Origin of the sequence: Acinetobacter sp. Q186-3, assembly GCF_013420655.1 — a bacterium.
Taxonomy (GTDB): domain Bacteria; phylum Pseudomonadota; class Gammaproteobacteria; order Pseudomonadales; family Moraxellaceae; genus Acinetobacter; species Acinetobacter indicus.
The window spans coordinates 13,265-35,664 of record NZ_VOXS01000002.1 but is presented as its reverse complement, the minus strand read 5'-3'; the positions used below and the strand labels follow the sequence as shown (position 1 = coordinate 35,664).

General features: G+C 47.3%; 21 protein-coding genes. 5 read left to right on the top strand and 16 right to left on the bottom strand.

Annotated elements, in window-relative coordinates; genetic code table 11:
- Positions 1-5: 5 nt before the first annotated feature.
- The 7 genes from FTT64_RS01910 to glnK form a co-directional block, all read right to left on the bottom strand.
- Entirely contained in the window at positions 6-551 is a 546-nt protein-coding gene (locus FTT64_RS01910) for a VTT domain-containing protein (RefSeq protein WP_005181559.1), read from the bottom strand.
- Between the two features lie 112 nt (positions 552-663).
- On the bottom strand, positions 664-1,323 hold the full coding sequence (locus FTT64_RS01905) for a riboflavin synthase (RefSeq protein ID WP_005181557.1): 660 nt from the start codon (positions 1,321-1,323) through the stop codon (positions 664-666).
- Positions 1,324-1,350: 27 nt separating this feature from the next.
- A complete protein-coding gene (locus FTT64_RS01900; RefSeq protein WP_005181555.1) occupies positions 1,351-2,640 on the bottom strand; it encodes a DNA adenine methylase in 1,290 nt (429 codons plus the stop codon).
- Positions 2,637-3,725 carry a bifunctional diaminohydroxyphosphoribosylaminopyrimidine deaminase/5-amino-6-(5-phosphoribosylamino)uracil reductase RibD gene (ribD, locus tag FTT64_RS01895; protein WP_180182010.1) on the bottom strand — a complete coding sequence of 363 codons (1,089 nt, stop codon included), beginning with the start codon at positions 3,723-3,725 and terminating at the stop codon, positions 2,637-2,639. Before ribD ends, FTT64_RS01900 begins: the two co-directional genes overlap by 4 nt.
- A 23-nt stretch (positions 3,726-3,748) precedes the next feature.
- Positions 3,749-4,207 (bottom strand): transcriptional regulator NrdR, encoded by a 459-nt coding sequence (nrdR, locus tag FTT64_RS01890; RefSeq protein ID WP_005181550.1) that lies wholly within the window; start codon positions 4,205-4,207, stop codon positions 3,749-3,751.
- A gap of 139 nt (positions 4,208-4,346) precedes the next feature.
- On the bottom strand, positions 4,347-5,750 hold the full coding sequence (locus FTT64_RS01885; protein ID WP_075174920.1) for an ammonium transporter: 1,404 nt from the start codon (positions 5,748-5,750) through the stop codon (positions 4,347-4,349).
- 62 nt (positions 5,751-5,812) lie between these two features.
- Positions 5,813-6,151 carry a P-II family nitrogen regulator gene (glnK, locus tag FTT64_RS01880; protein ID WP_004650081.1) on the bottom strand — a complete coding sequence of 113 codons (339 nt, stop codon included), beginning with the start codon at positions 6,149-6,151 and terminating at the stop codon, positions 5,813-5,815.
- A 276-nt stretch (positions 6,152-6,427) separates the two neighbouring features.
- Here glnK and FTT64_RS01875 point away from each other — a divergent pair, with 276 nt between their 5' ends.
- Together FTT64_RS01875 and FTT64_RS01870 are read left to right on the top strand one after the other, a co-directional pair.
- Entirely contained in the window at positions 6,428-6,655 is a 228-nt protein-coding gene (locus FTT64_RS01875; RefSeq protein WP_180182020.1) for an accessory factor UbiK family protein, read from the top strand.
- A 69-nt stretch (positions 6,656-6,724) separates the two neighbouring features.
- The gene (locus tag FTT64_RS01870) at positions 6,725-8,212 is read left to right on the top strand and encodes a YifB family Mg chelatase-like AAA ATPase (RefSeq protein WP_180182011.1); all 1,488 of its coding nucleotides are present in this window, start codon (positions 6,725-6,727) and stop codon (positions 8,210-8,212) included.
- Positions 8,213-8,270: 58 nt separating this feature from the next.
- Here FTT64_RS01870 and FTT64_RS01865 read toward each other — a convergent pair whose 3' ends face one another.
- On the bottom strand, positions 8,271-9,005 hold the full coding sequence (locus FTT64_RS01865; RefSeq protein ID WP_075174922.1) for a TorF family putative porin: 735 nt from the start codon (positions 9,003-9,005) through the stop codon (positions 8,271-8,273).
- Positions 9,006-9,764: 759 nt separating this feature from the next.
- Between FTT64_RS01865 and FTT64_RS01860 the strand changes: the two genes are divergently transcribed.
- Complete coding sequence (locus FTT64_RS01860) at positions 9,765-11,078, top strand: OprD family outer membrane porin (protein ID WP_180182012.1); 1,314 nt, start codon at positions 9,765-9,767, stop codon at positions 11,076-11,078.
- Positions 11,079-11,182: 104 nt separating this feature from the next.
- On the opposite strand, the gene ppa is transcribed toward FTT64_RS01860, so the two are convergent.
- Together ppa and FTT64_RS01850 are read right to left on the bottom strand one after the other, a co-directional pair.
- Positions 11,183-11,707: an inorganic diphosphatase gene (gene ppa, locus FTT64_RS01855; RefSeq protein WP_016659718.1), complete on the bottom strand. Its 525-nt coding sequence runs from the start codon at positions 11,705-11,707 to the stop codon at positions 11,183-11,185.
- Between the two features lie 117 nt (positions 11,708-11,824).
- A complete protein-coding gene (locus FTT64_RS01850; protein ID WP_180182013.1) occupies positions 11,825-12,226 on the bottom strand; it encodes an MAPEG family protein in 402 nt (133 codons plus the stop codon).
- A gap of 103 nt (positions 12,227-12,329) precedes the next feature.
- Between FTT64_RS01850 and FTT64_RS01845 the strand changes: the two genes are divergently transcribed.
- A complete protein-coding gene (locus tag FTT64_RS01845) occupies positions 12,330-12,710 on the top strand; it encodes a hypothetical protein (RefSeq protein ID WP_104470544.1) in 381 nt (126 codons plus the stop codon).
- Between the two features lie 56 nt (positions 12,711-12,766).
- On the opposite strand, the gene FTT64_RS01840 is transcribed toward FTT64_RS01845, so the two are convergent.
- The 6 genes from FTT64_RS01840 to FTT64_RS01815 all read right to left on the bottom strand — a co-directional run bounded on the left by FTT64_RS01840 (position 12,767) and on the right by FTT64_RS01815 (position 21,366).
- Entirely contained in the window at positions 12,767-14,443 is a 1,677-nt protein-coding gene (locus FTT64_RS01840) for an AMP-binding protein (RefSeq protein ID WP_163146218.1), read from the bottom strand.
- A 149-nt stretch (positions 14,444-14,592) separates the two neighbouring features.
- On the bottom strand, positions 14,593-16,812 hold the full coding sequence (gene parC / locus FTT64_RS01835) for a DNA topoisomerase IV subunit A (protein WP_075174924.1): 2,220 nt from the start codon (positions 16,810-16,812) through the stop codon (positions 14,593-14,595).
- Positions 16,813-17,069: 257 nt separating this feature from the next.
- Positions 17,070-18,389 carry an MFS transporter gene (locus FTT64_RS01830; protein ID WP_104505595.1) on the bottom strand — a complete coding sequence of 440 codons (1,320 nt, stop codon included), beginning with the start codon at positions 18,387-18,389 and terminating at the stop codon, positions 17,070-17,072.
- Between the two features lie 144 nt (positions 18,390-18,533).
- Entirely contained in the window at positions 18,534-19,178 is a 645-nt protein-coding gene (locus FTT64_RS01825; protein WP_104472200.1) for a trimeric intracellular cation channel family protein, read from the bottom strand.
- A gap of 63 nt (positions 19,179-19,241) precedes the next feature.
- Positions 19,242-19,709, bottom strand: coding sequence for a YchJ family protein (locus FTT64_RS01820; protein ID WP_160241715.1), 468 nt, complete (start codon positions 19,707-19,709; stop codon positions 19,242-19,244).
- Between the two features lie 79 nt (positions 19,710-19,788).
- Positions 19,789-21,366, bottom strand: coding sequence for a TerC family protein (locus tag FTT64_RS01815; protein ID WP_180182014.1), 1,578 nt, complete (start codon positions 21,364-21,366; stop codon positions 19,789-19,791).
- 337 nt (positions 21,367-21,703) lie between these two features.
- On the opposite strand from FTT64_RS01815, the gene FTT64_RS01810 reads away from it, so the two are divergent.
- Complete coding sequence (locus FTT64_RS01810) at positions 21,704-22,324, top strand: TIGR00730 family Rossman fold protein (RefSeq protein ID WP_104470536.1); 621 nt, start codon at positions 21,704-21,706, stop codon at positions 22,322-22,324.
- Positions 22,325-22,400: the final 76 nt, after the last annotated feature.

Sequence of the window (22,400 nt, the reverse complement as noted above, 5' to 3'; positions counted from 1 at the left end):
TTATATTAAAAAATATGACCCAGCCACGACAGGATATTGCCCAGACCGTAACCGATGGCCAATAAAGACACAATCCAGATAATGCCACCGGCAATGTTATAGGCCGTAAAGCTGGCGATGGGCATATGTCCGGAACCGGCAGCAAACGGTGCAAAAGAACGGACAAAAGGAATAAACCGTGCAATGAGAATGGTTTTACCGCCATGCTTCATAAAATAGCGGTTGGTTTTGACGATATATTCCGGTTTGAAATAACGCGAATGGTCATTAAAAAACTTCAGCCCCAAGACCTTGCCGGTATAGTAATTCACGCTATAGCCAAGAATAGAGGCCAGGCACAGTAAAATCGCCATATAGTGTAAATGCACCACATCGGTGGTTGAACATAAGGCGCCAATGGCAATCAGCAGACTGTCTCCCGGCAGGAAAAACATAAATACCGAACCGGTTTCCGCAAAGATAATTAAAAATAAAATTGCATAAATCCAGACCCCATAGTTGTTGAGCAACACAGGTAGCCACTGTTCAAAATTTAGCAAAAAATCAATCATCTACACTTAACCAACGTAAGTTACTCTGTTTCGCGCAGCCTGAATTATCGCTAAAAATAAAAAAACAGTCTAATTTTTTCAATCAGACTGTTCTGTACAGCAGCGTCAGGACTTATTTTAAGAAGCCATTTTCGGCCAGAAAGTCCATACTGATTTTCGACTGTGCCGTGGTTTCTGCGGCTTTTTCACCGAGCAGTAAACGCTCGATATAACGCGCCAAAACATCCACTTCCAGATTGACTTTGCTGCCAGTTTTCCAGGTGCCAATATTGGTACGCTCTGCGGTATGCGGAATCAGGTTCAGGCTGATTACACTGCCACGTAAATGGTTAATGGTCAGGCTAATGCCATCTACAGTCACCGAACCTTTTTCGGCCAGATATTTGGCAATTTCAGCCGGTGCAGTGACTTCAAAATATAAGGAACGCGCATCTTCACGCACCAAGGTAATTTCACCGACCGCATCGACATGGCCACTGACAATATGTCCGCCAAAACGGGTGGTCGGCAACATGGCTTTTTCCACATTCACCGGCTGGCCAACTTTCCAGTTTCCCAAGGTAGTCCGGTTTAAACTTTCCCGTGACACATCGGCCGCGTACCAGTTATCGCCCCACTCAATCACGGTCAGGCAGATGCCATTGGTGGCAATCGAATCCCCCAGATGTACATCGGACATATCCAGATCGGTCTGAATACGCAGGCGGACATCACCACCAACACTTTGCAGGCTGTCCACTTTGCCCACGCTTTCAATAATTCCTGTAAACATAGTCTTTTCTCTTATTGTCTCTAGTGCTTACCACAAGGCCAGTTGGGTGCTAACACCGCTGGTATCGACCCCGCCCAGCTCGGCAAAGTGATGCAACTGCCCCAGCAACTGCCGGATTGGCGGGCCAGACTTGGCATGGGTATCGGTAATCACAATAAATTCCAGTACTCGTGCACGTTCAGACTGACGCTGCTTGCTGACCCGGTAACGCGGTACATCCTGGGTTAACAGGCTGACCCGGCCACGTTTTAAATTGGCCTGCAACAAATCCACTGCACTGATATTGCCATCGGTGGAGTAACTGGTCAGGATATAACGTGCATTAATGGTTTCTAACAGTTTCTCATACGCTTCTTTGGCGTGCTTGGACGAGTTATACGGACTCGGACGCTCTTTGCGCCAAGCACGGTCAATGCCGCTCTTAAAGCCTTTGGTATCCGGGGTTGGTAAATCAACCTGATCCCACAAGGTTAAGGCATTTAACACATGATAGTTACTGCTATAAGCATGCTGGTTATATGGCGGATCTAAATACGCCACATCCACTTCAAAACCGCTCATCTGGTTGGCCAGATGCTGGGCATCAACACACCACATTTCGGCAGCCGGACGTTTCGGATCACCAATTTCACAGAAGCGGCTTGGGGTTAACCACAGTAAAGATTCAATCCGTTCCAGTGCAGTCTGGGTTTTACCGCCCCAGCCATGATGGAAACTTTTAAAGACCCCGGAGGTGTTGCTGACAAAACTGGCCGAATACAGCAAAGGCGCCAGCAGCGCGCTCATCTCGACATCATCAATCGCGCCTTGCGCCTGCCAGGTGGCAATCTGCTGGCGGATGGCATCAATACGCATTCCGTTACGGCGTTTAAAGAATAAACGGTCACGGGTCGGATCATAGATTTCATCATTGCGTGGGCACAGGTTATGCGTGACCCAGCCTTTGACTTCCGGCAAACGGTTTAAATAATCAATCGCTTTCTGATAACCGCCCAGCTCTTTAAACGCCGGCGCTTCTACACAGGCCAAAATCGCATGATTCAGCGCATGGCTATACGGTTCCCAGTCATTGGCAATTACCCGATAGCCATTTTGTCGGGCCAGACGTGAAACCACGCCTGAACCGGCAAAAAAGTCAGCGAAGATCGGGGCGCGGCCGCCTTTGTTCAGGGTGCCGGTCTGCTCCAGCGCTTCCAGAATCAGATGTAACAGACGACGTTTATTCCCCAGATAAGGAACCAGCTGATGGAAAAGATATTCATCTGTCGTACGTGCGGCGTGACGACGTTTGTGATAAACCGTAGACTCTGAATTCATAACGTCTCTTGAGAAGGGGTTAACCTTAAGCGCACATCATCACCGAATTGAGTGACGTCGCAAAGTTTAAATCGAAGTTGTTGTGCCATACGCTCAAATTCTGCCTGAAACATGACACGTGCAGACCGGCCTAACAGGGTCGGAGCCACATAACTGATCACTTCGTCGACCAGTTGCTGCTGTAAAAAGGCGGTCGATAGTGTCGCACCGGCTTCAATCAGCACATCATACAGCTGATACTGCTGCACCAAAGTTCGAAGTAGTTGATCCAAAGGCTGAACCTCGAGCTGGATCACGCCCAGCGCCTCAAGCTCGGCCCGATACGGACCCATCACCATCACACTGTCTGGCTGCTCGAGCATTTTGGCGGTTAAGGGCAAGCGTCCCTGACGATCCAGCACCAGCCGTTTCGGCTGGACAATGCTGCTGATGTCCTGATGTGTCGCCAGCTGACGGACATTGAGCTGACAGTCATCGGCCAGTACGGTTTCAATCCCGGTAATCACCACTGCTGAAATTGCGCGCCAGTGCTGTACATCCAGACGAGCCGGATTGCCGGTAATCCATTTCGATTCACCGGAGGCCATGGCAGTACGCCCATCCAGACTCGACGCCACTTTTAAACGGACATAAGGCTGACCCATGGCCATGGCTTTTAAAAAGCCCAGATTCAGCTGATGCGCCTGCTGTTCCAGCACGCCTACCTCCACCTGAATTCCGGCATCGCGCAGAATCTGCACGCCTTTACCAGCCACCAGCGGATTCGGATCAGGACAAGCCACCACCACTCTGGCTACACCGGCTTCGACCAGACCTTTGGCACAAGGCGGGGTACGTCCATAATGCGCACAAGGTTCCAGAGTCACGTAAGCGGTTGCACCGCGGGCGGCATCGCCGGCATCACGTAAGGCAAATACTTCGGCATGTGGCTGTCCGGCACGCGGATGATAGCCCTCTCCCACCAGCTGTCTGTCTTTAACCAGCACACAGCCCACATTCGGATTCGGTTTGGTCGAGTACTGTCCGAGCCGCGCCAGTTCAATGGCACGCTGCATCCAGATTTGGTCTTGAGTTAACTCGGACATGTCACCACTCTTGCGCGTTGAGCTTAGTATTCACGTTGCTGCATTTGTTCAATTTGACGGCGGAAGGCTTCCACATCCTGAAAGTCCTGATACACCGAAGCAAAACGCACATAGGCCACATGATCCAGCGAGAATAAAGACTGCATGACAATTTCCCCGATGGTGCGCGATTTGACATCACGTTCGCCCAGACGGCGGATTTGTAGCTGGATATCACTGAGTACTGTTTCAATCTGTTCCTGGGTCACGGGACGTTTTTGCAAGGCATGCATCAATGAACGGCGCAGTTTGGCTTCATCAAAGGGCTCATTTTTACCGTCCGATTTAATGACGCGTGGCATCACCACTTCATAACTTTCAAAGGTGGTAAAACGTTCACCACAGCTAATACATTCACGACGTCGGCGAATTTGACAGCCTTCAGCTGCCAGCCGTGAATCAATCACTTTACTGTCTGCGGCGTTGCAAAATGGACAATGCATAGTGGTTTAATTGAACAAATCCAGTTGATTTGAGAGTGTAGCAAAAAAACAGGATTTTGTAGAGTTTTACGCAATATATAGAAAAAAAACAGCCCTTTTGGGCTGTTTTACACAATATATTGATTATGCTGCTGAAAGATTATTCAACCCGTTCACCATGCTGGCTTAAATCCAGACCCATGCGTTCATCATCAGATTCAACACGGATACCAATTACCAGATCAATCACTTTCAGGATGATGAAGGTTAATACTGCAGAGTACACAATGGTGGCAATCACACCTTCCACTTGCACCCACAGCTGACCCATCAGGCTGGCAGGTGCCGCATCGCCCATAATGAATTCGCTGGCAAAGAAGGCGGTTAAAATTGCACCTACAATACCACCCACGCCATGCAGGCCAAAGGCATCTAAAGAGTCATCGGCTTTCAGGGCACGTTTCAGTGCAGTAATCCCCCAGAAGCAGACCACGCCACCAATCAGACCCATGGCTAAGGCACCACCGACGGTGACAAAACCTGCTGCCGGGGTAATGACCACCAGACCAGCCACAGCACCTGAAGCACCGCCTAATACAGAGGCTTTACCACGGACCACTTTTTCAGTCACTAACCAGGCCAGTGCGGCTGCAGCTGCGGCAACTTGAGTCACCACTAAAGCATAACCTGCTGAACCATTGGCGCCCAGCGCAGAACCACCGTTGAAACCAAACCAGCCCACCCACAGCAAGCTCGCACCTACTACAGTTAAGGTCAGATTGTGCGGTGCCATAGATTCACGGCCCAAGCCCATACGTTTGCCCAGCATATAGGCAGCCACCAGACCGGCTACACCAGAGTTAATGTGTACCACGGTACCACCAGCGAAATCCAGCGCGCCATCGTTGCCTAACCAGCCGCCACCCCAGACCCAGTGGGTAATAGGTGCATAGACCACCACCACCCAGATGGCAATGAACGCAACAAAGGCCCCAAATTTCATCCGCTCTGCAATCGAACCGCTAATAATCGCCACGGTAATAATCGCAAAGGTCATCTGGAAGATCACGAACAGGATTTCAGGAATGGTACCACTCAAGGCATCGGTGGTAATACCGGCCAGCATGAACTTGTCCAGGCTACCAATAAAGGCATTGCCTTCGCCAAAGGCCAAGGTATAGCCAATAATTACCCAGACCAGACTGACCACTGCGGCCGCAACAAAACTGTGCGCCATAGTGCTGAGGACATTTTTCTTGCGCACCATACCGCCATAGAACAGGGCCAAGCCCGGAATGGTCATAAGTAGGACAAGTGCTGTTGAGACCAGAATCCAGGCGGTATCACCAGTGTCTAACACGGCTTCTTCTTCAGCCGCTGCCACTTCAGGCAAAGCAGTTTCTGTAGTGATGATATCGCTTGATTCAATAAGCGCAGGTTCCACAGTATCATTTACTGTGATTTGTTCTGAAGGAGTTGGCGCTGTTACGGCTTCTTCAGCCCAAGTAACAGAACCACCCAAAAGCGCGCCGGACAAGCCGAGCGCAAGTAGCATTTTTTTCATTCGTATCCCCCAACCTAGTTTTTGTGAGTTATTAGGTACTCAGCAAACTTCGTGCCAATTGCTTAAACAGCATCTGCACCTGTTTCACCTGTACGAATACGGATGACCTGTTCCAGATTCGTCACAAAAATTTTACCGTCACCGATTTTGCCGGTGCTTGCTACACGGGTGATTGATTCAATCACTGAATCCACCATCTCATCACTAATGGCGATTTCGATTTTCACTTTTGGTAGAAAATCAACAACATATTCTGCGCCACGATACAGTTCAGTATGACCTTTCTGACGACCGAAGCCTTTGACTTCAGTGACAGTGATCCCTTGAACACCAATTTCTGACAGTGCTTCACGCACGTCATCTAATTTAAAGGGTTTTACAATTGCAGTTACGAGCTTCATGTGTGTTTTCCTTCGGCTTATTTCACCAGTAAGGTTTTATGTTCAAATTTCATGCCAAAACTCCTAAGGTCGGGGGAAATTAGAAGTTACGGCATGTGATTTATTTATATCTTATTTTATACCTTTCTCATGCACCAATCTTCAAAAAATAAACATTTTTCTGTAGAGATTTACGATCTCCGGCATCGAATAAAACCATATTTCATCTGAAACACTATAGTCTGGGCCAGAGCAATGCTACACTGCGCTTTTCAGTCCACTGGAATGGAATTTATGATGATAGAAACCTTATTACAGACCATCTTAGAACAGGTCGATCAACCGAAAAAAGATTTAGAACATAATCTGCGTGCCCTGCTAAACGAAGCCGTCAGCAAAATGGATCTAGTGTCCAAAGAAGAGCTGGACCGTCAGCGCACTGCACTGAATAATGCCAATCTTCGTTTAAATGAACTGCTACAGCAGGTAGAAGTACTCGAACAAAAGATTTTGAACAAAGAATAAGCACCTTCTTAGTGCAACAAAAGACGCATAACGACCAAAAATAACGCACCAAAACGGAACATAAAAACAATGTCTTTTGCCAAAATTTATACGCGGGGTCTGCTTGGACTGAATGCCCCGTCCATTGAAGTTGAAGTCCATTTAAGTCAGGGTCTGCCCTCCTTAACCATTGTCGGTCTGGCCGAAGCCGCGGTCCGTGAAAGTAAAGACCGAGTTCGCTCGGCCATTATTAACAGTGGTTTTCAGTTTCCCACCAAACGTTTGACCATTAATCTGGCCCCGGCCGACTTACCCAAAGATGGCTCGCGTCTGGATTTACCGATTGCTTTAGGCATTCTGATTGCTTCCGGACAATTGCCCGAACAGGCCGCAGACAACCTGGAATTTATTGGTGAACTGGCGCTGGATGGCCAATTGCGTCCGGTCACCGGGACTTTAAGTATTGCCATTGCCTGTCAGGCGGCTGGTCATCAACTGGTATTACCGGAACCCAATGCGCAGGAAGCTGCACAACTGCCCGACTTTCAGGTGTTTGCGGCCAGTCATCTGAAACAGGTCTGTGAGCATCTGGCGCAGGCTGCGCCGCTGCAGCCTTTTGCAGCAAGCTCGGAAACCCGTTTGGAACGCTATGCTTTTGATCTGGCGGATGTCAAAGGACAGCTGCGACCTCGGCGTGCCCTGGAAATTGCCGCTGCCGGTGGCCATTCCTTGCTCTTTAAAGGTCCACCCGGTACAGGCAAGACTCTCTTGGCCTCACGTCTGGCCAGTATTTTGCCACCCCTGAATATGCAGGAAAATCTTGAAGTTGCCAGTATCTATTCAATTGCCAATACCCTGCATCGCTTTGGACAGCGGCCGTTTCGGGCCCCACATCATACCGCTTCAGCGATTGCACTCGTCGGTGGTGGCTCGCATCCAAAACCGGGCGAAATTACCCTGGCTCATTTAGGTGTGCTGTTTTTAGATGAACTGCCGGAGTTTGACCGTAAAGTGCTGGAAGTATTGCGGCAGCCCTTGGAATCCAAGGAAATTGTAATTTCCCGGGCATCGCGGCAGATTACCTTTCCGGCCAGTTTCCAGCTGATTGCCGCAATGAACCCCTGCCCGTGTGGCTATGCATTTAATCAGGATATTCGCTGCCAATGTTCCGCAGAAAGTATTAAACGCTACCAGAACCGCATTTCTGGCCCACTCCTGGACCGGATTGATTTGCATATTGATGTACCGCCATTACAGGCCCATGAGTTACATGATAAAACTGCGGTGGAAAACTCAGATACGGTTCGCCAGCGGGTGATTCAGGCCTATGAACGGCAAATGCAACGCCAAGGTATGCTGAATATGAACTTAAGTCCAAAACAGCTGGAACAGTTTGCTGCCTTAGCCACACCAGCACAGAACATGATGGATCTGGCCCAGCAGCGCTTAAACCTGTCGGCTCGCGCCTATCATCGGGTCTTAAGAGTGGCGCGCAGTATTGCCGATTTGGCCGAAAGTAGCGAGATTCAAACTGCTCATTTATCGGAAGCTTTATCTTATCGAGGTCAGCAAAGCTAAACGATTGGACAATAAAAATAAAAAAAGGCGACATTTGTCGCCTTTTTTCTATAAGAGATTAGAAGCTATAACCAAGCCCGAATACCACTTTATTCTTTTGTTTTTCATCAAAACGGTCATAACCACCAATGATGTAGTTCATGCTGGCAGTGACACCTGTATCACCCAGTGGTTTACTTAGACCGATGTCAAAATGGCGGAAGCCAAAACTTTCAGTCGTTCCTTCAATAAAGTCACCTGATTTTTCATAAGCATATAAACCCAGAGCGGTATCTAGACTGAAATCATTCGGCAAGGCGTAGCTATAAGTACCTTTAATATAAGTATCCCCCGCATTCCCCCAAGTCGTATCTTCAAGAAGGGTTTGTGCCGTAACACCTAAATCCTTATAGCTCATACCCAATAACAGCTCAAAACCATTGGATTCCACATCAGATTCATAATAATAATAGTAAGTCGTACCGATGGTTAAACCTAAGTCATCATTTACTGCATGGCTATAGCCTAGATAGAAGTTATTTTCAAAAGCATCACGTCCTTCCTCAGCCAAAGAATAATCCAGGGTAGATCCCCACCAGCCTGCATAGAAACCAGAGGCATGGGTATAATCCAGTCCACCTTGCAAGGTTGCTCCGCTATTTTCAGGCACGTTGGTAATACCACGCAGGTTATAGCTCGATAATACACCGATATTGCCAGATACTGAGTGCGGAGATGTAGGCTCATCTGCAAAAGTAAAACTGGATGCTGAAGCTACTGCTGCAACTGCTAAAGCTTTTAAAGTGAATTTCATTGTTAGATTCCCCCAACCGTCCGCAGACGTTTTTAGTTGTGTTTTTAAACTCAACTTAAGCTTTGCAATAGCTATGCCAACACTGGCATCTGTTCAAAAAGAATGATTTCAATTTTTCTTTAATTAGTTTCAACCTATTATTTTATATAAACTTTTAATATCAGATAAAAATTTAAAAACAGCATGATACTTTTTCAATCCTACTGATGTGCGGATCATTTCACTGCGTTGGGAGATAAACCAGATCATTTATATTTGCTTACATCATGCGCTATTTTGAGTCGCTTAATCATTCAAAAGCTTTTTTCTGCTTAAAAAAAGTGCAATCTTGCATTCCACTAAAATGCACTGATTCATGAGATAGTTCTAATCATAGCTTCAACGAAATGCGTAAAAAATTCAGCGAGATAAATCTTGTATGTACGTTTTACTCCCTGTAAAGTGCCAAATTTTCCACATCTTCACACTGTCTAAAACCGCATAATCACAAATTATTTTTTGAATAAAAAGTATAAACACAGTACATTAAAGCGCGAAAATTGCCTTCCTGTTTTGAGAAGCAAATTTTCTGCAATATGACCCAGGAAGGGTGTTTTACAAGAGCAAGGATTGAAACTGTATACGCTAGCGTTTGCATTTTTCTCAAAGAAAAATGGATAAAACGGTATCTTTTTTACAAATTCCCTATAAAATTCTTCCGGTTTCTGGGTTCTTTTTAAACAAATTGAAACATAACATTCTGGATGAGGCTCTCTCCCAATGCTAAACGCGAAAAAATTAACATTAGCAGTACTGGTACAAGCTGCTTTAATTTCTACAGCTGTTGCCAGCGAGCAAAGCGAAGCTAAAGGTTTTGTTGAAGGTGCAGAAGGTTCGGTATTATTCCGTACTGGTTTTATTCACCGTGACAAAACTAACGGTGTAAAAGATCAAAGCTCTTATGCACAAACCGCAATTGTTCAACTTGAATCTGGTTATACCCAAGGCACTGTAGGCGTGGGTGTCGGTGCCGTAGGCGACTGGTCATTTAAACTGGGCAGCAATAACAACGCTGGCAATAACATGATTCCACATGACAACAATGGCGAACCATATGACCAATGGGCTCGTGGTGGTGTCAATGTCAAAGCACGTATTTCCAATACTGAAGTACGTTATGGTACCCAAGTTCTAGACCTGCCGGTATTGGCCAGCAATACGGCGCGTTTAGTTCCAGAATATTTCACTGGTGTTTTAGCCACGAGCCGTGAAATTGATGGCCTGGAATTAACTGCCGGTAAATTTACCAAAAACCAGTTCTCTGACCAGATTGCCACCGATCAAAATGATTTAGATCGTGCCATTGTGTGGGGTGCACGTTATCAGGTGAATGATCAGCTGAATACAGCGTATTTTGGTGTAGACAATAAAGACCGTTTAGAGCGTCACTATGCCAATGTTAACTATAAGCATCCATTGGCAAACCAAAGCAGCTTAACCTTTGACTTTAGCGGTTATCATACTGATTGGGATGCAAAGGCAGACGGCACTGCTCGCACTTACTCGCATACTTCAAATGACTTTAATAACTTAAGCAACAGTATTTGGGCACTTTCAACCACCTATAATACTGGTCCACACAATATTATGGTGGCATACCAGCAAAATACAGGTAATACAGGTTATGACTATAACCTAGGTGTAGGTGTTGCAGATGGTGGCCAAACCATTTATATGCCAAACTCCTACCTGTCTGATTTCATTGGTAACGATGAGAAATCTGTACAACTCCAATACACTTATGACTTTGCTGCAATGAATGTTCCTGGTTTAACTTGGACATCAGCCTTTGTATATGGTTGGGATATTGATGTACCAACAGCTACCGACCGTTCAATGTTATTAACTGATGATGCACAAGAACGTGAATTCTTTAACCAGGTGAAATACACCGTTCAATCTGGTTTTGCTAAAGATGCCAGCTTACGTGTACGTCATTCTTACTACCGTGCGAGTGATGAATACCAAGGAAGCTACATTGGTGACACCAATGAATGGCGTTTATTCCTAGACATCCCAGTGAAATTATTCTAATTTCCTAGCGAAGGTCTAAATCAAAAAAACCTGCACAGTGTGCAGGTTTTTTTATGGCGTCCTCACTAAACAAGACAGATCAGTGAGGGGGGGGAAAAGCCGTATTATTTTGCAGCTTCAATCGCTTTTAATACTTCAGCTTTGGCAACCTCTGCGCCTTCCCAACCGGTCAATTTCACCCATTTGCCTGGCTCTAAATCTTTATAGTGGGCAAAGAAGTGTTCAACCTGTTGAATCAGTAACGGTGGAAGATCGGTATATTCTTTCACGTCTTTGTAAATTGGGGTCAATTTGTCGTGCGGTACCGCGATCAGTTTCGCATCAATACCACCGTCATCTTCCATGTTCAATTTACCGACCGGGCGGCAACGAATTACTGAACCTGGTTCAACCGGATGTGGTGTTACCACCAATACGTCTAATGGGTCACCATCTTCAGACAAAGTATTTGGTACATAACCGTAGTTTGCTGGGTAGAACATTGCAGTACCCATGAAACGGTCTACAAATAACGCATCAGAATCTTTATCAATTTCGTATTTGATTGGCGCTGCATTGGCAGGAATTTCAATGATTACATAGATATCATTTGGCGCATCTTTACCCGCTGGGATATTGCTGTAGCTCATGGCATCACTCTTTCACAAATTAAATTTTTTAAACCGCGTCAATTATAACGGGTTTCGGCTATTAATGACTTCGCGATTATACATTCATGACATAAAAATAGATATTTTGCTGTGCAATCACGCGGTCAGTTTAATCACCAGCAGCAATAAACAGATCGGGCAAAGTAACGATAATAACCAGATAATCGAGCGCAACGTCGCCCAGTTGGCCAGATAACACAGCCCGTACAGCAGACGAAACACCAGATAGGCAATGCCAAAGGTCATAATAATAAACTGCGAAATCACCATATATTCGGCCAGTAAAATGGCGGCAATAAACAGCGGCAGACTTTCAAAGCTGTTTTGCTGGGCAGCATTGGCACGCGCCGCCAGACCGGTAGTATTGGCTAAAAAAGAACGTGGATTTTGATTATCTTCAGATTTAAAGCCGCCAGCCATTTTTGCAATTACTGCAAATAAATAAGGCAACAGGCAGGCGATTAGAATCAGATAGACGATTCCACTAATACTTTGCATCTATTTTTTCTCATCGGAATTCTTCAAAACTTTATCATAGCATGGTGTTTTAAGCATAAATTTTGTTAAATAGGGTGTTTTTATTCATTGTGTAGGATTCATGATGGTCAATCCTGATCAAAAAGAAATGTTCGATGTACTTGAAAAACAGCGCCAGCATCAGCTGCAAGTCGATCGGGCCTTAAAAATTGTGATTCCCATTGTGGCCTTTTTATTAACGGTCATCTGTTCCAACCTGAATATCTGGTCGACCCTGTTTACCTTTGTGGTGCTGTGGGTGGCCCTGTATGCTGTGGGAATTAAACGTCTACCTTTATGGCACTGGGTGACCGTAATTCTGGTGTATTGCCTGATTGATAATATTTTAAGTTATGGCAGCTTCCATTCCTCCGGTTTTAGCCGTCAGTTTGGCTCAATGTTTATTTTCCTCGGGGTGATGGGGGTTGGACGTCCCTACTTCGACCGCTGGCTAATGAAAAAATAAAGCCCGCAAAAGAAATAAAAAAAGCGCCGATCAATCGGCGCTTTTTCATGACAGTCTTAAGCGGTTTTACGTAAATCTTTACGCAAGATTTTACCGACGTTCGACTTCGGCAGTTCATCAATAAACTCCACATAACGTGGGCGTTTATAACCGGTCAGATTTTCTTTGGCAAAGGCCAGAATTTCTTCTGTGGTCAGCGATGGATCTTTCTTCACCACGAACAGTTTCGGCACTTCACCTGATTTCTCGTCTGGCACACCAATTGCCGCCACTTCCAGCACTTTTGGATGCTTCGCTACAACTTCTTCAATTTCAGATGGATAAACGTTAAAGCCAGACACCAGAATCATGTCTTTCTTACGGTCAACAATCTTCACATAACCACGGCTGTCCATCACCCCGATATCACCGGTACGGAAGAAACCATTGAACATGACTTTGTCGGTTTCATCTGGACGGTTCCAGTAACCCTTCATGACCTGTGGACCACGAATTGAAATTTCACCCTGCTCGCCCAGTGCCACTTCATTGCCGGCATCATCCAGAATCGCCACTTCAGTTAATGGCAATGGAATACCAATGGTGCCACTGAAGGCTTCAGACGCTGGCGGGTTCGCAGTTGCGACCGGTGAAGTTTCAGATAAACCATAACCTTCAATGATGTTGGTGCCGGTTACTTTTTTCCAGGCCTCCGCTGTAGATGGTAATACAGCCATACCGCCGCCCATCGCCATCTTCAGTTTGCTGTGATCCAGCTGTTTGAATTCTTCATTATTGACCAGCGCATTAAACAGCGTGTTCACAGCCGGGAAGAACGATGGCTGGTATTTACGTAGTTCTTTGATCACCGCCGGTAAATCACGCGGGTTTGGAATCAGGATGTTGGCCTGACCTTTGTACATGCCGTACAGTGCACACACCATGAAAGCAAAGATGTGATACAGCGGTAAGGCACAGAAAATACGGTCATCTGGCGCGCCATCTTGAGCACCAAATTTACTTTGGAAAATGCCATCACACTGCATCAGGTTGGCCACCAGGTTACGGTGGGTCAGTTCTGCACCTTTAGATACCCCTGTCGTACCACCGGTATATTGCAGTACTGCCGTATCACTTAGGGTCAGGCTTGGACGCTTGTAGTTGCTGATATTGGCTTTCGACATGGCCGCATTGAACTTGACATGCCCCGGAAGATCCCACGCCGGAATCTGTTTACGCACTGAGCGTAAGACAAAGTTCACCAACGTACCTTTTAGGGTGCCCAGCATGTCACCTACAGAGGCAACCACGACGTGCTTGACTGGGGTTTTACCCAGAATCGCCTGATATACAGAAGCGAAGTTTTCAATAATCACCAGCACTTCTGCGCCAGAGTCATTTAACTGATGCTCAAGTTCACGTGAGGTATACAGCGGGTTTACATTCACCAGCACCAGACCGGCACGGAATACACCCAACGCCACCACTGGATATTGAAGAACGTTTGGCATCATCACTGCAACACGTGTGCCTTTGGCCAAGCCCAGACCTTGCAAATAGCTTGCAAATTTACGGCTTGCTTCTTCCAGTTCAGCAAAGGTCAGCACTTTATCCATAAAGATAAAGGCATCACGTGAACCAAACTTCTGGAAATTACGTTCAAAGATATCAACCAGTGACGTATTCTCCGGTGGCAACTCTACAGTTTCTGGAATCCCTGTCTTTCGGTATTCTTCAAACCAAATTTTTTCCATAATGCCAATCTCTCCAATCAGTAATCCTTAGTATTCAACTGTTTTATACACTGCCGCACTTCATTTTTTGGCTTGTTTATGTACAGCAGTGGATCCATTTTCACGAATTCGATTCATATATAACGTATTTTATGTAAACAACGCTAGTCTTATCTCTGAATCAACAGTTTATTTGCTTTTTGATATCCCCGTGGTAAAAGCTGTCCCTTAGTTCCTCTCTTACCGATATACTTCTGCAAGTCATCACCTTTTAATTTTAACTGCTGTTGTCCTGCAAACACTTGAATTATTTCATCTAAATTTAGCATTGTCATGGATACAATCTGATCTTTCGGTTCAAGTTGTATCAATTTATTACCTTTACCTTTGTTCAGCACCGGTAATTCTGCCAGATCAACAATCAGTAAACGGCCGGCAGAACTGAGTAGCGCAACATGACTGAACTGCTCAATAGTTTGCAGATTCATCACGCTGGCGCCTTCAGACAGGCTCAGGAAAGCCTTACCGGCTTTGGCATTGGTATCCAGCTGTTTGGCTTGGGTTTTAAAGCCATAACCTTTGCTGCTCATGACCAGAATTTCAGCCTGATCTTCTGCCACAAACACCTGTTTAAAGCCGACCCCGCTGGCCGGTGATAAACGTGAACTGAGCGGTTCACCCAAACCACGCGCCGATGGCAGGCTGTTAATGGCCACACCATAACTGCGTCCGGTGTCATCCAGCACATAGGCACGCTGGTTGGATTTGCCTTGGGCGTGACTTAAATACTGGTCACCAGCGCGGAAATTCAGGTTTTCGGCATCGACATCATGGCCTTTGGCACAGCGAATCCAGCCAGCTTCAGACAGCACCACGGTTACCGGATCAGCCGGCAGCATGTCCTGTTCATTAATCGCGGTGGCTTCAGCGCGCTGCACAATTGGTGAACGGCGGTCATCACCAAACTTTTTGGCGTCGTCTTTTAACTCCGTAATAATCAGGTTTTTTAATGATTCCGGATTGGCCAACTGTTCACGAATTGTGGCAGCTTTGGCCTCGAGTTCTTCCTGTTCGCGACGGATTTCCATTTCTTCCAGTCGGGCCAGATGGCGCAACTTGAGTTCCAAAATGGCTTCAGCCTGAATCTCATCAATACCAAAGTGCGCCATCAGCTCTGCTTTGGGATGATCTTCTTCGCGGATAATCCGGATCACGGTATCAATGTCTAAATAGGCAATCAGCAAGCCGGCCAGAATATGCAGGCGTTTTTCAATCTTGTTCAGATGATATTGCAGGCGGCGTGTGACGGTATGTTTACGAATCTCGATCCATTCCAATAAAATCTGGCGAATCGATTTCACCTGTGGACGACCATCGGCACCAATCATGTTCATGTTGACCCGATAGCTTGATTCCAGATCGGTGGTTGCAAACAGATGGCTCATCACTGCATCGGCATCAATCCGGTTGGAACGCAGCACAATCACCAGACGGGTCGGATTTTTATGGTCCGACTCATCCCGTACATCGGTCACCAGTGGTAGCTTTTTGGCCTGCATCTGGTCAGCAATCTGGGTGATGACTTTTGAGCCAGAGACCTGATACGGTAAATCACTGATAACAATTTCATTTTTTTCAATGGTATACACCGCACGCATGCGATAACTGCCGCGTCCAGTGGTCTGAATCTTTAACAGTTCATCTGGCGGGGTAATTACTTCAGCCCGGGTCGGTAAATCCGGGCCAGGAATATATTCTGCAACCTTGCTATCGCTTAAATTCGGATTACGGATCAGGGCGATGGTGCCTTTAATGATTTCACGCAAGTTGTGCGGCGGAATATCGGTGGCCATACCCACGGCAATGCCGGTGGTGCCATTGAGCAGGATATTTGGAACCCGTGCCGGCAAGGTCACTGGCTCTTTTAGGGAACCATCAAAGTTGTCCTGCCAGTCGCAGGTGCCCTGACCGAGTTCAGACAGTAACAGGTCACTATATGCGGATAATTTGGCTTCGGTATAACGCATTGCGGCAAAGGATTTTGGATCATCCGGTGAACCCCAGTTGCCCTGCCCTTCAATAAATGGATAACGATAGCTAAACGGCTGCGCCATTAACACCATGGCTTCATAACAGGCCAAGTCACCATGCGGATGGTACTTACCCAGCACATCACCGACCGTACGTGCAGATTTTTTTGGTTTACTGCTTGGCTTGAGACCCAGCTCGCTCATGGCATAGACGATACGGCGCTGTACCGGTTTCAGGCCATCGCTGATATGAGGCAATGCACGGTCCATAATCACGTACATGGCATAGCTGAGATATGCTTGTTCAGTAAATTCTGCTACGGAACGGTTTTCTGTCGCATGATGCGCGAGGCTTGTCATAACAACCTGTAATCCTAAATTAATGCGTTATAGTTTTGACGTTCTTATGCTATGCCGCAGCCGCGGCCAGCACAAGGGTAGCCGATCACACTCTGCGACAATTTATGTCTTATGGCGTAAAAATATCCATTTTAGGCGCGTCAATCAACTGAAAAATACACAAGTCTGACTGCACGTTGAAAAACATATTCCAGAAATAAAAAAGATGCGCCGGCACAATAGCCAGCGCATCTTGCATTGTCTGTATGAGCGGCTGCTTATAAACCAATCGACTCCAGGGTCTTGCCGCGGGTTTCCTCACCCAGCAGCACAATCACCAGTGCCACGGCCAGCAGCACCGCGGTAAACATCATAAATACATAGCTAAAGCCGTTGCGCATCACCATCATCTGGGTCACCACCAAAGGTGCAACAATGCCGCCCATACGGCCCACCGCCGAAGCCCAGCCGGAACCAAAGGCACGGATATTGGTTGGATACTGTTCCGGCGTATAGGTATACAGCACACCCCAGGCGCCTAGGTTAAAGAAGGACATCAGGCAACCCCAGAACACGATCATGCCGACGCTGCTGGCCTGTCCAAAGAAGTAAGCCGATACCGCACACAGCCCAATAAAGCCGGCCAGTGTGGCTTTGCGGCCGAGTTTTTCCACCAGCCAGGCCGCCGCAATATAACCCGGCAACTGCGCCAGAATCATGATCAGCACATATTCAAAGGACTGCACAATGGTATAGCCTTCCTTGACCAGCAGGCTTGGCAGCCAGGTAAAAATGCCATAGTAGGAATAGACAATGCCGAACCAGATCAGCCACAGCATGAGGGTACGGCGTGCAAATGGCCCCGACCACAGCTGGGCAAAGGAAATATTCTGTTTGGCGGCCACCGGTTTCACTTCCAGCTGTTCAATCACCTCGACCCCGCAGCGGCGTTCCAGACTTTGTACCAATTTATGCGCTTCTTCGACCCGGCCACGGTTAATCAAATACGGCACCGATTCCGGTACTTTTTTCCAGATGACCCAGGCATAGAGCGCCGGCAAACCACCAATTAAAAAGGCCATATGCCAATCAAAGGTCGGAATCACAAAATAAGACACCAGCGCCGCACAGAGCCAGCCCAGCCCCCAGAAGCTTTCCAGCAGCACAATAAAGCGGCCCCGCACATGCGCCGGAATATATTCACTGACCAAAGTCACCGCAACCGGCAACTGCCCGCCCAGACCTAAACCGACAATAAAACGGAAAAACAGTAACCAGCTTAAATTCGGGGCAAAGGCACAGGCGGCTGTGGCCAGACTATAAATCACCAGAGTCGTGGCAAATACGGTTTTACGCCCAATCCGGTCGGCCAGCCCGCCGGAGAACACCGCACCAATGGCCATGCCAACAAAACCAATTGACACCACCCAGCCTTTTTCTGCCGGACTCATTTGCCAGTCTTCCGCCATTTTGGCCAGAATAAAGGAAATTAAACCGGTATCCATGGCATCAAACATCCAGCCCAGTCCGATAACCCATAGCAAGGTATAGTGGAACTTACCAATCGGTAAGCGTTGTACACGAGAAACTAGATCCATAATAAACGCTCTGACAGGGTGGAGAGGAAAACGCGGATGGCGCGCCTGGTTATTGTTATGACAACAGCAATCAGCTTTGATTTTAAAGACAATGACCGCTATCTGGATAGCGGTCATGCCGTTTAATTTATAGGAGATTTGTGGCTAGGAGGCATCTTTGGATGAGGCCGACTGCTCATCATCATCCTTATAAATGAATTTTGGCATTTCCAGACCAAAATAGATCGCAATTAAACGTAAGGTAAAACCGAAAATCAGCGTGGCGATAACAGTTAGTTCTAGCGACAGGCCAATTTCAATACAGCCCCAATAGCAGATTACCGACACAAAAGAGATACTGGCATACAGCTCACGGCGGAACACCAGCGGCACATCATTACACAGAATATCACGCAGAATCCCGCCCGAGACGCCGGTCAGCACACCAGCCACTGCCGACACCACAAAACCGTGGCCCATTTCCAGCGCAATCTGGCAGCCAATAATGGTAAAGCCAATCAGGCCCAAAGCATCCAGCACCAGGAAGATGGAACGCAGATGGCGCATCCATTTGGCAATTAAAATGGTGACAAAGGCTGCCGCGCAGGTCAGGACCAGATATTCCGGATGCTTGACCCAGGTTAAAGGATAATGGCCCAGCAATACATCACGTACCGAGCCGCCGCCCAGTGCGGTGACACAGGCAATCAGGGTCACCCCAAACCAGTCCATGCTTCGCCGTCCTGCCGACAATGCACCTGTCATTGCTTCTGCAGTAATGGCAATAATATAAATGACCAACAGCAACATGAACTGCCCTTCTTTCACTAGGGGAATTGATGCGCGTTATCATAAGCGAAAATACGGCAAATGTTATAAAAATTGTGCACAACATTGCTTAAATTTCTTGCCCGAACCGCAGATACAGGGCTGTTTCATGGTGATCTGCTGATCGGTGGTCGGATCAAGAAAATACCACGCGCCTTGATGTTTGACGAAGTGCGACACTTCATGATGTATCTGCGGCTGGTTGCCATCATGATAATAGGCCTTGAATTCGACCTGGGCATGGCTTTTGTCCAGCTTTTCCTGAGCACTTACGATTTCCAGTTTTAACCACTGGTTGGCGCTGCTCCAGTCCCGAATAGCGGCCACATCCAGAGCCTGCTGCTGACCAAGTGCGGTGGTTTTGACAATATAATCAATCTGCTGCAAGGCAAAGGCACTATAGCGTGAACGCATTAGCTGAGCGGCAGTTTGGGCCTGCTGCTGACCTAAATGCAAAGGCTGGCAACAACTGTGATAAAACCCAGCGCCACAAGGACAAGGCTGTTCTGACATAAATATTTTCCAAAAAAATAGCCTGACAATGCAGGCTATTTTAACGGAACTGAATCGGAAAACAGGAATATTCTGAGTGCTACTCGGCTGGCGGCTGTGGCAGCACATGCACCTTCTCGATTTTATGCCCGTCCATGGTGACCACTTCAAAAATATGATCATCAGCCAGCAGGCGTTGGCCATTTTCCGGCAAACGGCCGAGATGGAACAGGATATAACCCGACAGGGTCGAATATTCTTCCAGCTCGTTGACCAGATCACGACCGAGCAATAACGAGACATGGCGGATATCGGTCGAGCCATCCAGCATCAGGCTGCCATCTTCCAGGGTTTCTGCAACCGCGTCGAGGGTATCTTCATCCGGAAATTCACCGGCAATGGCTTCCAGTACATCAATCGGGGTGACCACACCTTCAATCGAGCCATATTCATTCAGTACAATTGCCATTTGCAGCGGCGCCTGACGCAGCTGTTCCATCACCATCAATACCTGCGCATTTTCATGCACAATCACCGGTTCGCGCAGATGTTTTTCAAAATCCAGTACGCCGGTTTCAATAAATTCATTCATGACCTTATGGGTCAGCACCACCCCGGCAATATTGTCCAGCTCGCCATGCACCACAATTAAACGTGAATGCGAGGTATTCATCAGCTGGGCTTGAATGCTGTCCTGGTCTTCATCTAAATCCAGCCATTCCAGTTCCGGTCGCGGGGTCATCACCGATTTTACCGGACGTTCGGCCAGACTGAGTACACCCTGCACCATCACGGTATGGTAAACGCTGTTCTCTTCGGCAAAGACTTCATCAGCAAAAGCACACGTGGCCAGCACTTCTTCCGGACTTGGATGTTCCGGTTCCGGCCCGTTCGGTTTGCCGCCGAGCATCCGCATTACCGCGGAAGCAGTGCGATAACGCAGGTCAGTGGTGGTGACCATTTTTTCCTGATTTTTGCGCATGGCTTGGTTCAGGAACTCGATCATCACCGAGAAACCAATCGCGGCATATAAATAGCCTTTTGGAATGTGATAACCGAAACCTTCCACCACCAGCGAGAAACCGATCATCATCAGGAAACACAGGCACAGAATCACCACGGTTGGATGTTTGTTAACAAAGTCCATCAGCGGTTTAGAGGCCCAGAGCATAATACCAATGGCAATGATCACCGCGATCATCATCACCGACAGCTCTTTGACCATACCCACCGCGGTAATCACACTGTCGAGCGAGAACACCGCATCCAGTACCACAATCTGCACAATCACCATCCAGAAAGTGGCGTGTACCGGATTTTCTTCTTTCAGTTGCGGCTTGCCTTCAATACGCTCACGCAGCTCCATGGTGCCTTTAAACAGCAGAAACACCCCACCAAACAGCAAGATCAGATCACGACCGGAGAAGGGATGATCAAAAATATGGAACAGCGGATTGGTCAGGGTCACCACCCAGGCAATTGACGCCAGCAGAATCAGGCGCATGCCCAAAGCCAGAATCAGCCCGACCACCCGTGCGGCGTTACGCTGTTCCGGTGGTAATTTTTCAGCCAGAATAGCAATAAACACCAGGTTATCAATACCTAGCACAATTTCCAGAATAATCAGGGTCAGCAAACCCACCCATGCGGCTGGATCAGACATCCATTCAAAAATCATGGGCGATGCTCCACGAGTATCGTTTTGGCTGTGCGACAGCCAAGACCGGCTGTTTCAAAACCTGGGGAATGAAAGGGAAAAAGAAAAGAGATTAAAAGCGGCTGTTGTTGTATGGTGCGATAGTGTCCACTACCCATGACGGTTCTATTGTTGTCAAACACAATTTCAGTATAGAAAAGATTGGCGCCAGAATCACTCTTTTTTTGGCCTGGTCACGGTTGTGCTGCATGCTTTAACAATTCTTTGCAATCACACTGCACGGCGCTGGCATTGTTTGTCATATTTTTTGCATAAGCTAGAGCAGACAAAAAGAACATGTTAAGGTGAAACAAGAATCATGAATAGCGTAGTAAAAATGACTGATAATTTAAAACACCCCTCTCCTAAAACAACACAACCTTTAATTGCTTTATATTGCGGCTCACGTTCTGGAAATAAACCAGTGTATCAGGAAAAGGCCGTGGCACTGGCACGCCGTCTGGCGGAAAATGGCTTTGGTCTGGTCTATGGCGGCGCCAGTATCGGTTTAATGGGTCAGGTCGCCGATGCCGTGGTTGATCACGGTGGTGAAACTGTAGGCGTGATTCCGGAATTTATGCTGGATTATGAAATTGCCCATCATCGTCTGACCGAGTTGCATATTGTACACAGCATGCATGAACGTAAAGCCCTCATGGCCGAACGTGCCAGCGCCTTTGTGGCCTTGCCGGGCGGACTGGGCACCTTTGAGGAAATTCTGGAAATTGCCACCTGGGGTCAGTTGAACCAGCATCAAAAACCGATGATGCTGTATAACGTCAATGGCTTCTATGATGCGCTGATTGCCCAGCTTGACCATGCCGTAGCCGAAGGCTTCCTGCCGCCGCAGCACCGCGCCAAGCTGATTGTCTGCAATCATGCCGATGAAATCCTGACTGCCTTGCATAATCTGGATGCCCCACAGCACGTTGCCATTTAAAGCGCTTGAACCCAAAAATCCAGAAAGAAAAAAGCGAGCCGAAGCTCGCTTTTTTTGTACTTGATGTTCAGTCCAG

Bases quoted from the DNA above. Each gene is read 5' to 3' on its own strand.
- FTT64_RS01810 (WP_104470536.1), top strand. From the start codon at position 21,704: ATGAATAGCGTAGTAAAAATGACTGATAATTTAAAACACCCCTCTCCT.
- FTT64_RS01860 (WP_180182012.1), top strand. From the start codon at position 9,765: ATGCTAAACGCGAAAAAATTAACATTAGCAGTACTGGTACAAGCTGCT.
- FTT64_RS01910 (WP_005181559.1), bottom strand. From the start codon at position 551: ATGATTGATTTTTTGCTAAATTTTGAACAGTGGCTACCTGTGTTGCTC.
- glnK (WP_004650081.1), bottom strand. From the start codon at position 6,151: ATGAAGCTCGTAACTGCAATTGTAAAACCCTTTAAATTAGATGACGTG.
- FTT64_RS01865 (WP_075174922.1), bottom strand. From the start codon at position 9,005: ATGAAATTCACTTTAAAAGCTTTAGCAGTTGCAGCAGTAGCTTCAGCA.
- parC (WP_075174924.1), bottom strand. From the start codon at position 16,812: ATGACAAGCCTCGCGCATCATGCGACAGAAAACCGTTCCGTAGCAGAA.
- FTT64_RS01815 (WP_180182014.1), bottom strand. From the start codon at position 21,366: ATGATTTTTGAATGGATGTCTGATCCAGCCGCATGGGTGGGTTTGCTG.
- FTT64_RS01820 (WP_160241715.1), bottom strand. From the start codon at position 19,709: ATGTCAGAACAGCCTTGTCCTTGTGGCGCTGGGTTTTATCACAGTTGT.
- FTT64_RS01905 (WP_005181557.1), bottom strand. From the start codon at position 1,323: ATGTTTACAGGAATTATTGAAAGCGTGGGCAAAGTGGACAGCCTGCAA.
- FTT64_RS01875 (WP_180182020.1), top strand. From the start codon at position 6,428: ATGATAGAAACCTTATTACAGACCATCTTAGAACAGGTCGATCAACCG.
- ribD (WP_180182010.1), bottom strand. From the start codon at position 3,725: ATGTCCGAGTTAACTCAAGACCAAATCTGGATGCAGCGTGCCATTGAA.
- nrdR (WP_005181550.1), bottom strand. From the start codon at position 4,207: ATGCATTGTCCATTTTGCAACGCCGCAGACAGTAAAGTGATTGATTCA.
- FTT64_RS01845 (WP_104470544.1), top strand. From the start codon at position 12,330: ATGGTCAATCCTGATCAAAAAGAAATGTTCGATGTACTTGAAAAACAG.
- ppa (WP_016659718.1), bottom strand. From the start codon at position 11,707: ATGAGCTACAGCAATATCCCAGCGGGTAAAGATGCGCCAAATGATATC.
- FTT64_RS01825 (WP_104472200.1), bottom strand. From the start codon at position 19,178: ATGTTGCTGTTGGTCATTTATATTATTGCCATTACTGCAGAAGCAATG.
- FTT64_RS01885 (WP_075174920.1), bottom strand. From the start codon at position 5,750: ATGAAAAAAATGCTACTTGCGCTCGGCTTGTCCGGCGCGCTTTTGGGT.
- FTT64_RS01830 (WP_104505595.1), bottom strand. From the start codon at position 18,389: ATGGATCTAGTTTCTCGTGTACAACGCTTACCGATTGGTAAGTTCCAC.
- FTT64_RS01850 (WP_180182013.1), bottom strand. From the start codon at position 12,226: ATGCAAAGTATTAGTGGAATCGTCTATCTGATTCTAATCGCCTGCCTG.
- FTT64_RS01840 (WP_163146218.1), bottom strand. From the start codon at position 14,443: ATGGAAAAAATTTGGTTTGAAGAATACCGAAAGACAGGGATTCCAGAA.
- FTT64_RS01900 (WP_005181555.1), bottom strand. From the start codon at position 2,640: ATGAATTCAGAGTCTACGGTTTATCACAAACGTCGTCACGCCGCACGT.
- FTT64_RS01870 (WP_180182011.1), top strand. From the start codon at position 6,725: ATGTCTTTTGCCAAAATTTATACGCGGGGTCTGCTTGGACTGAATGCC.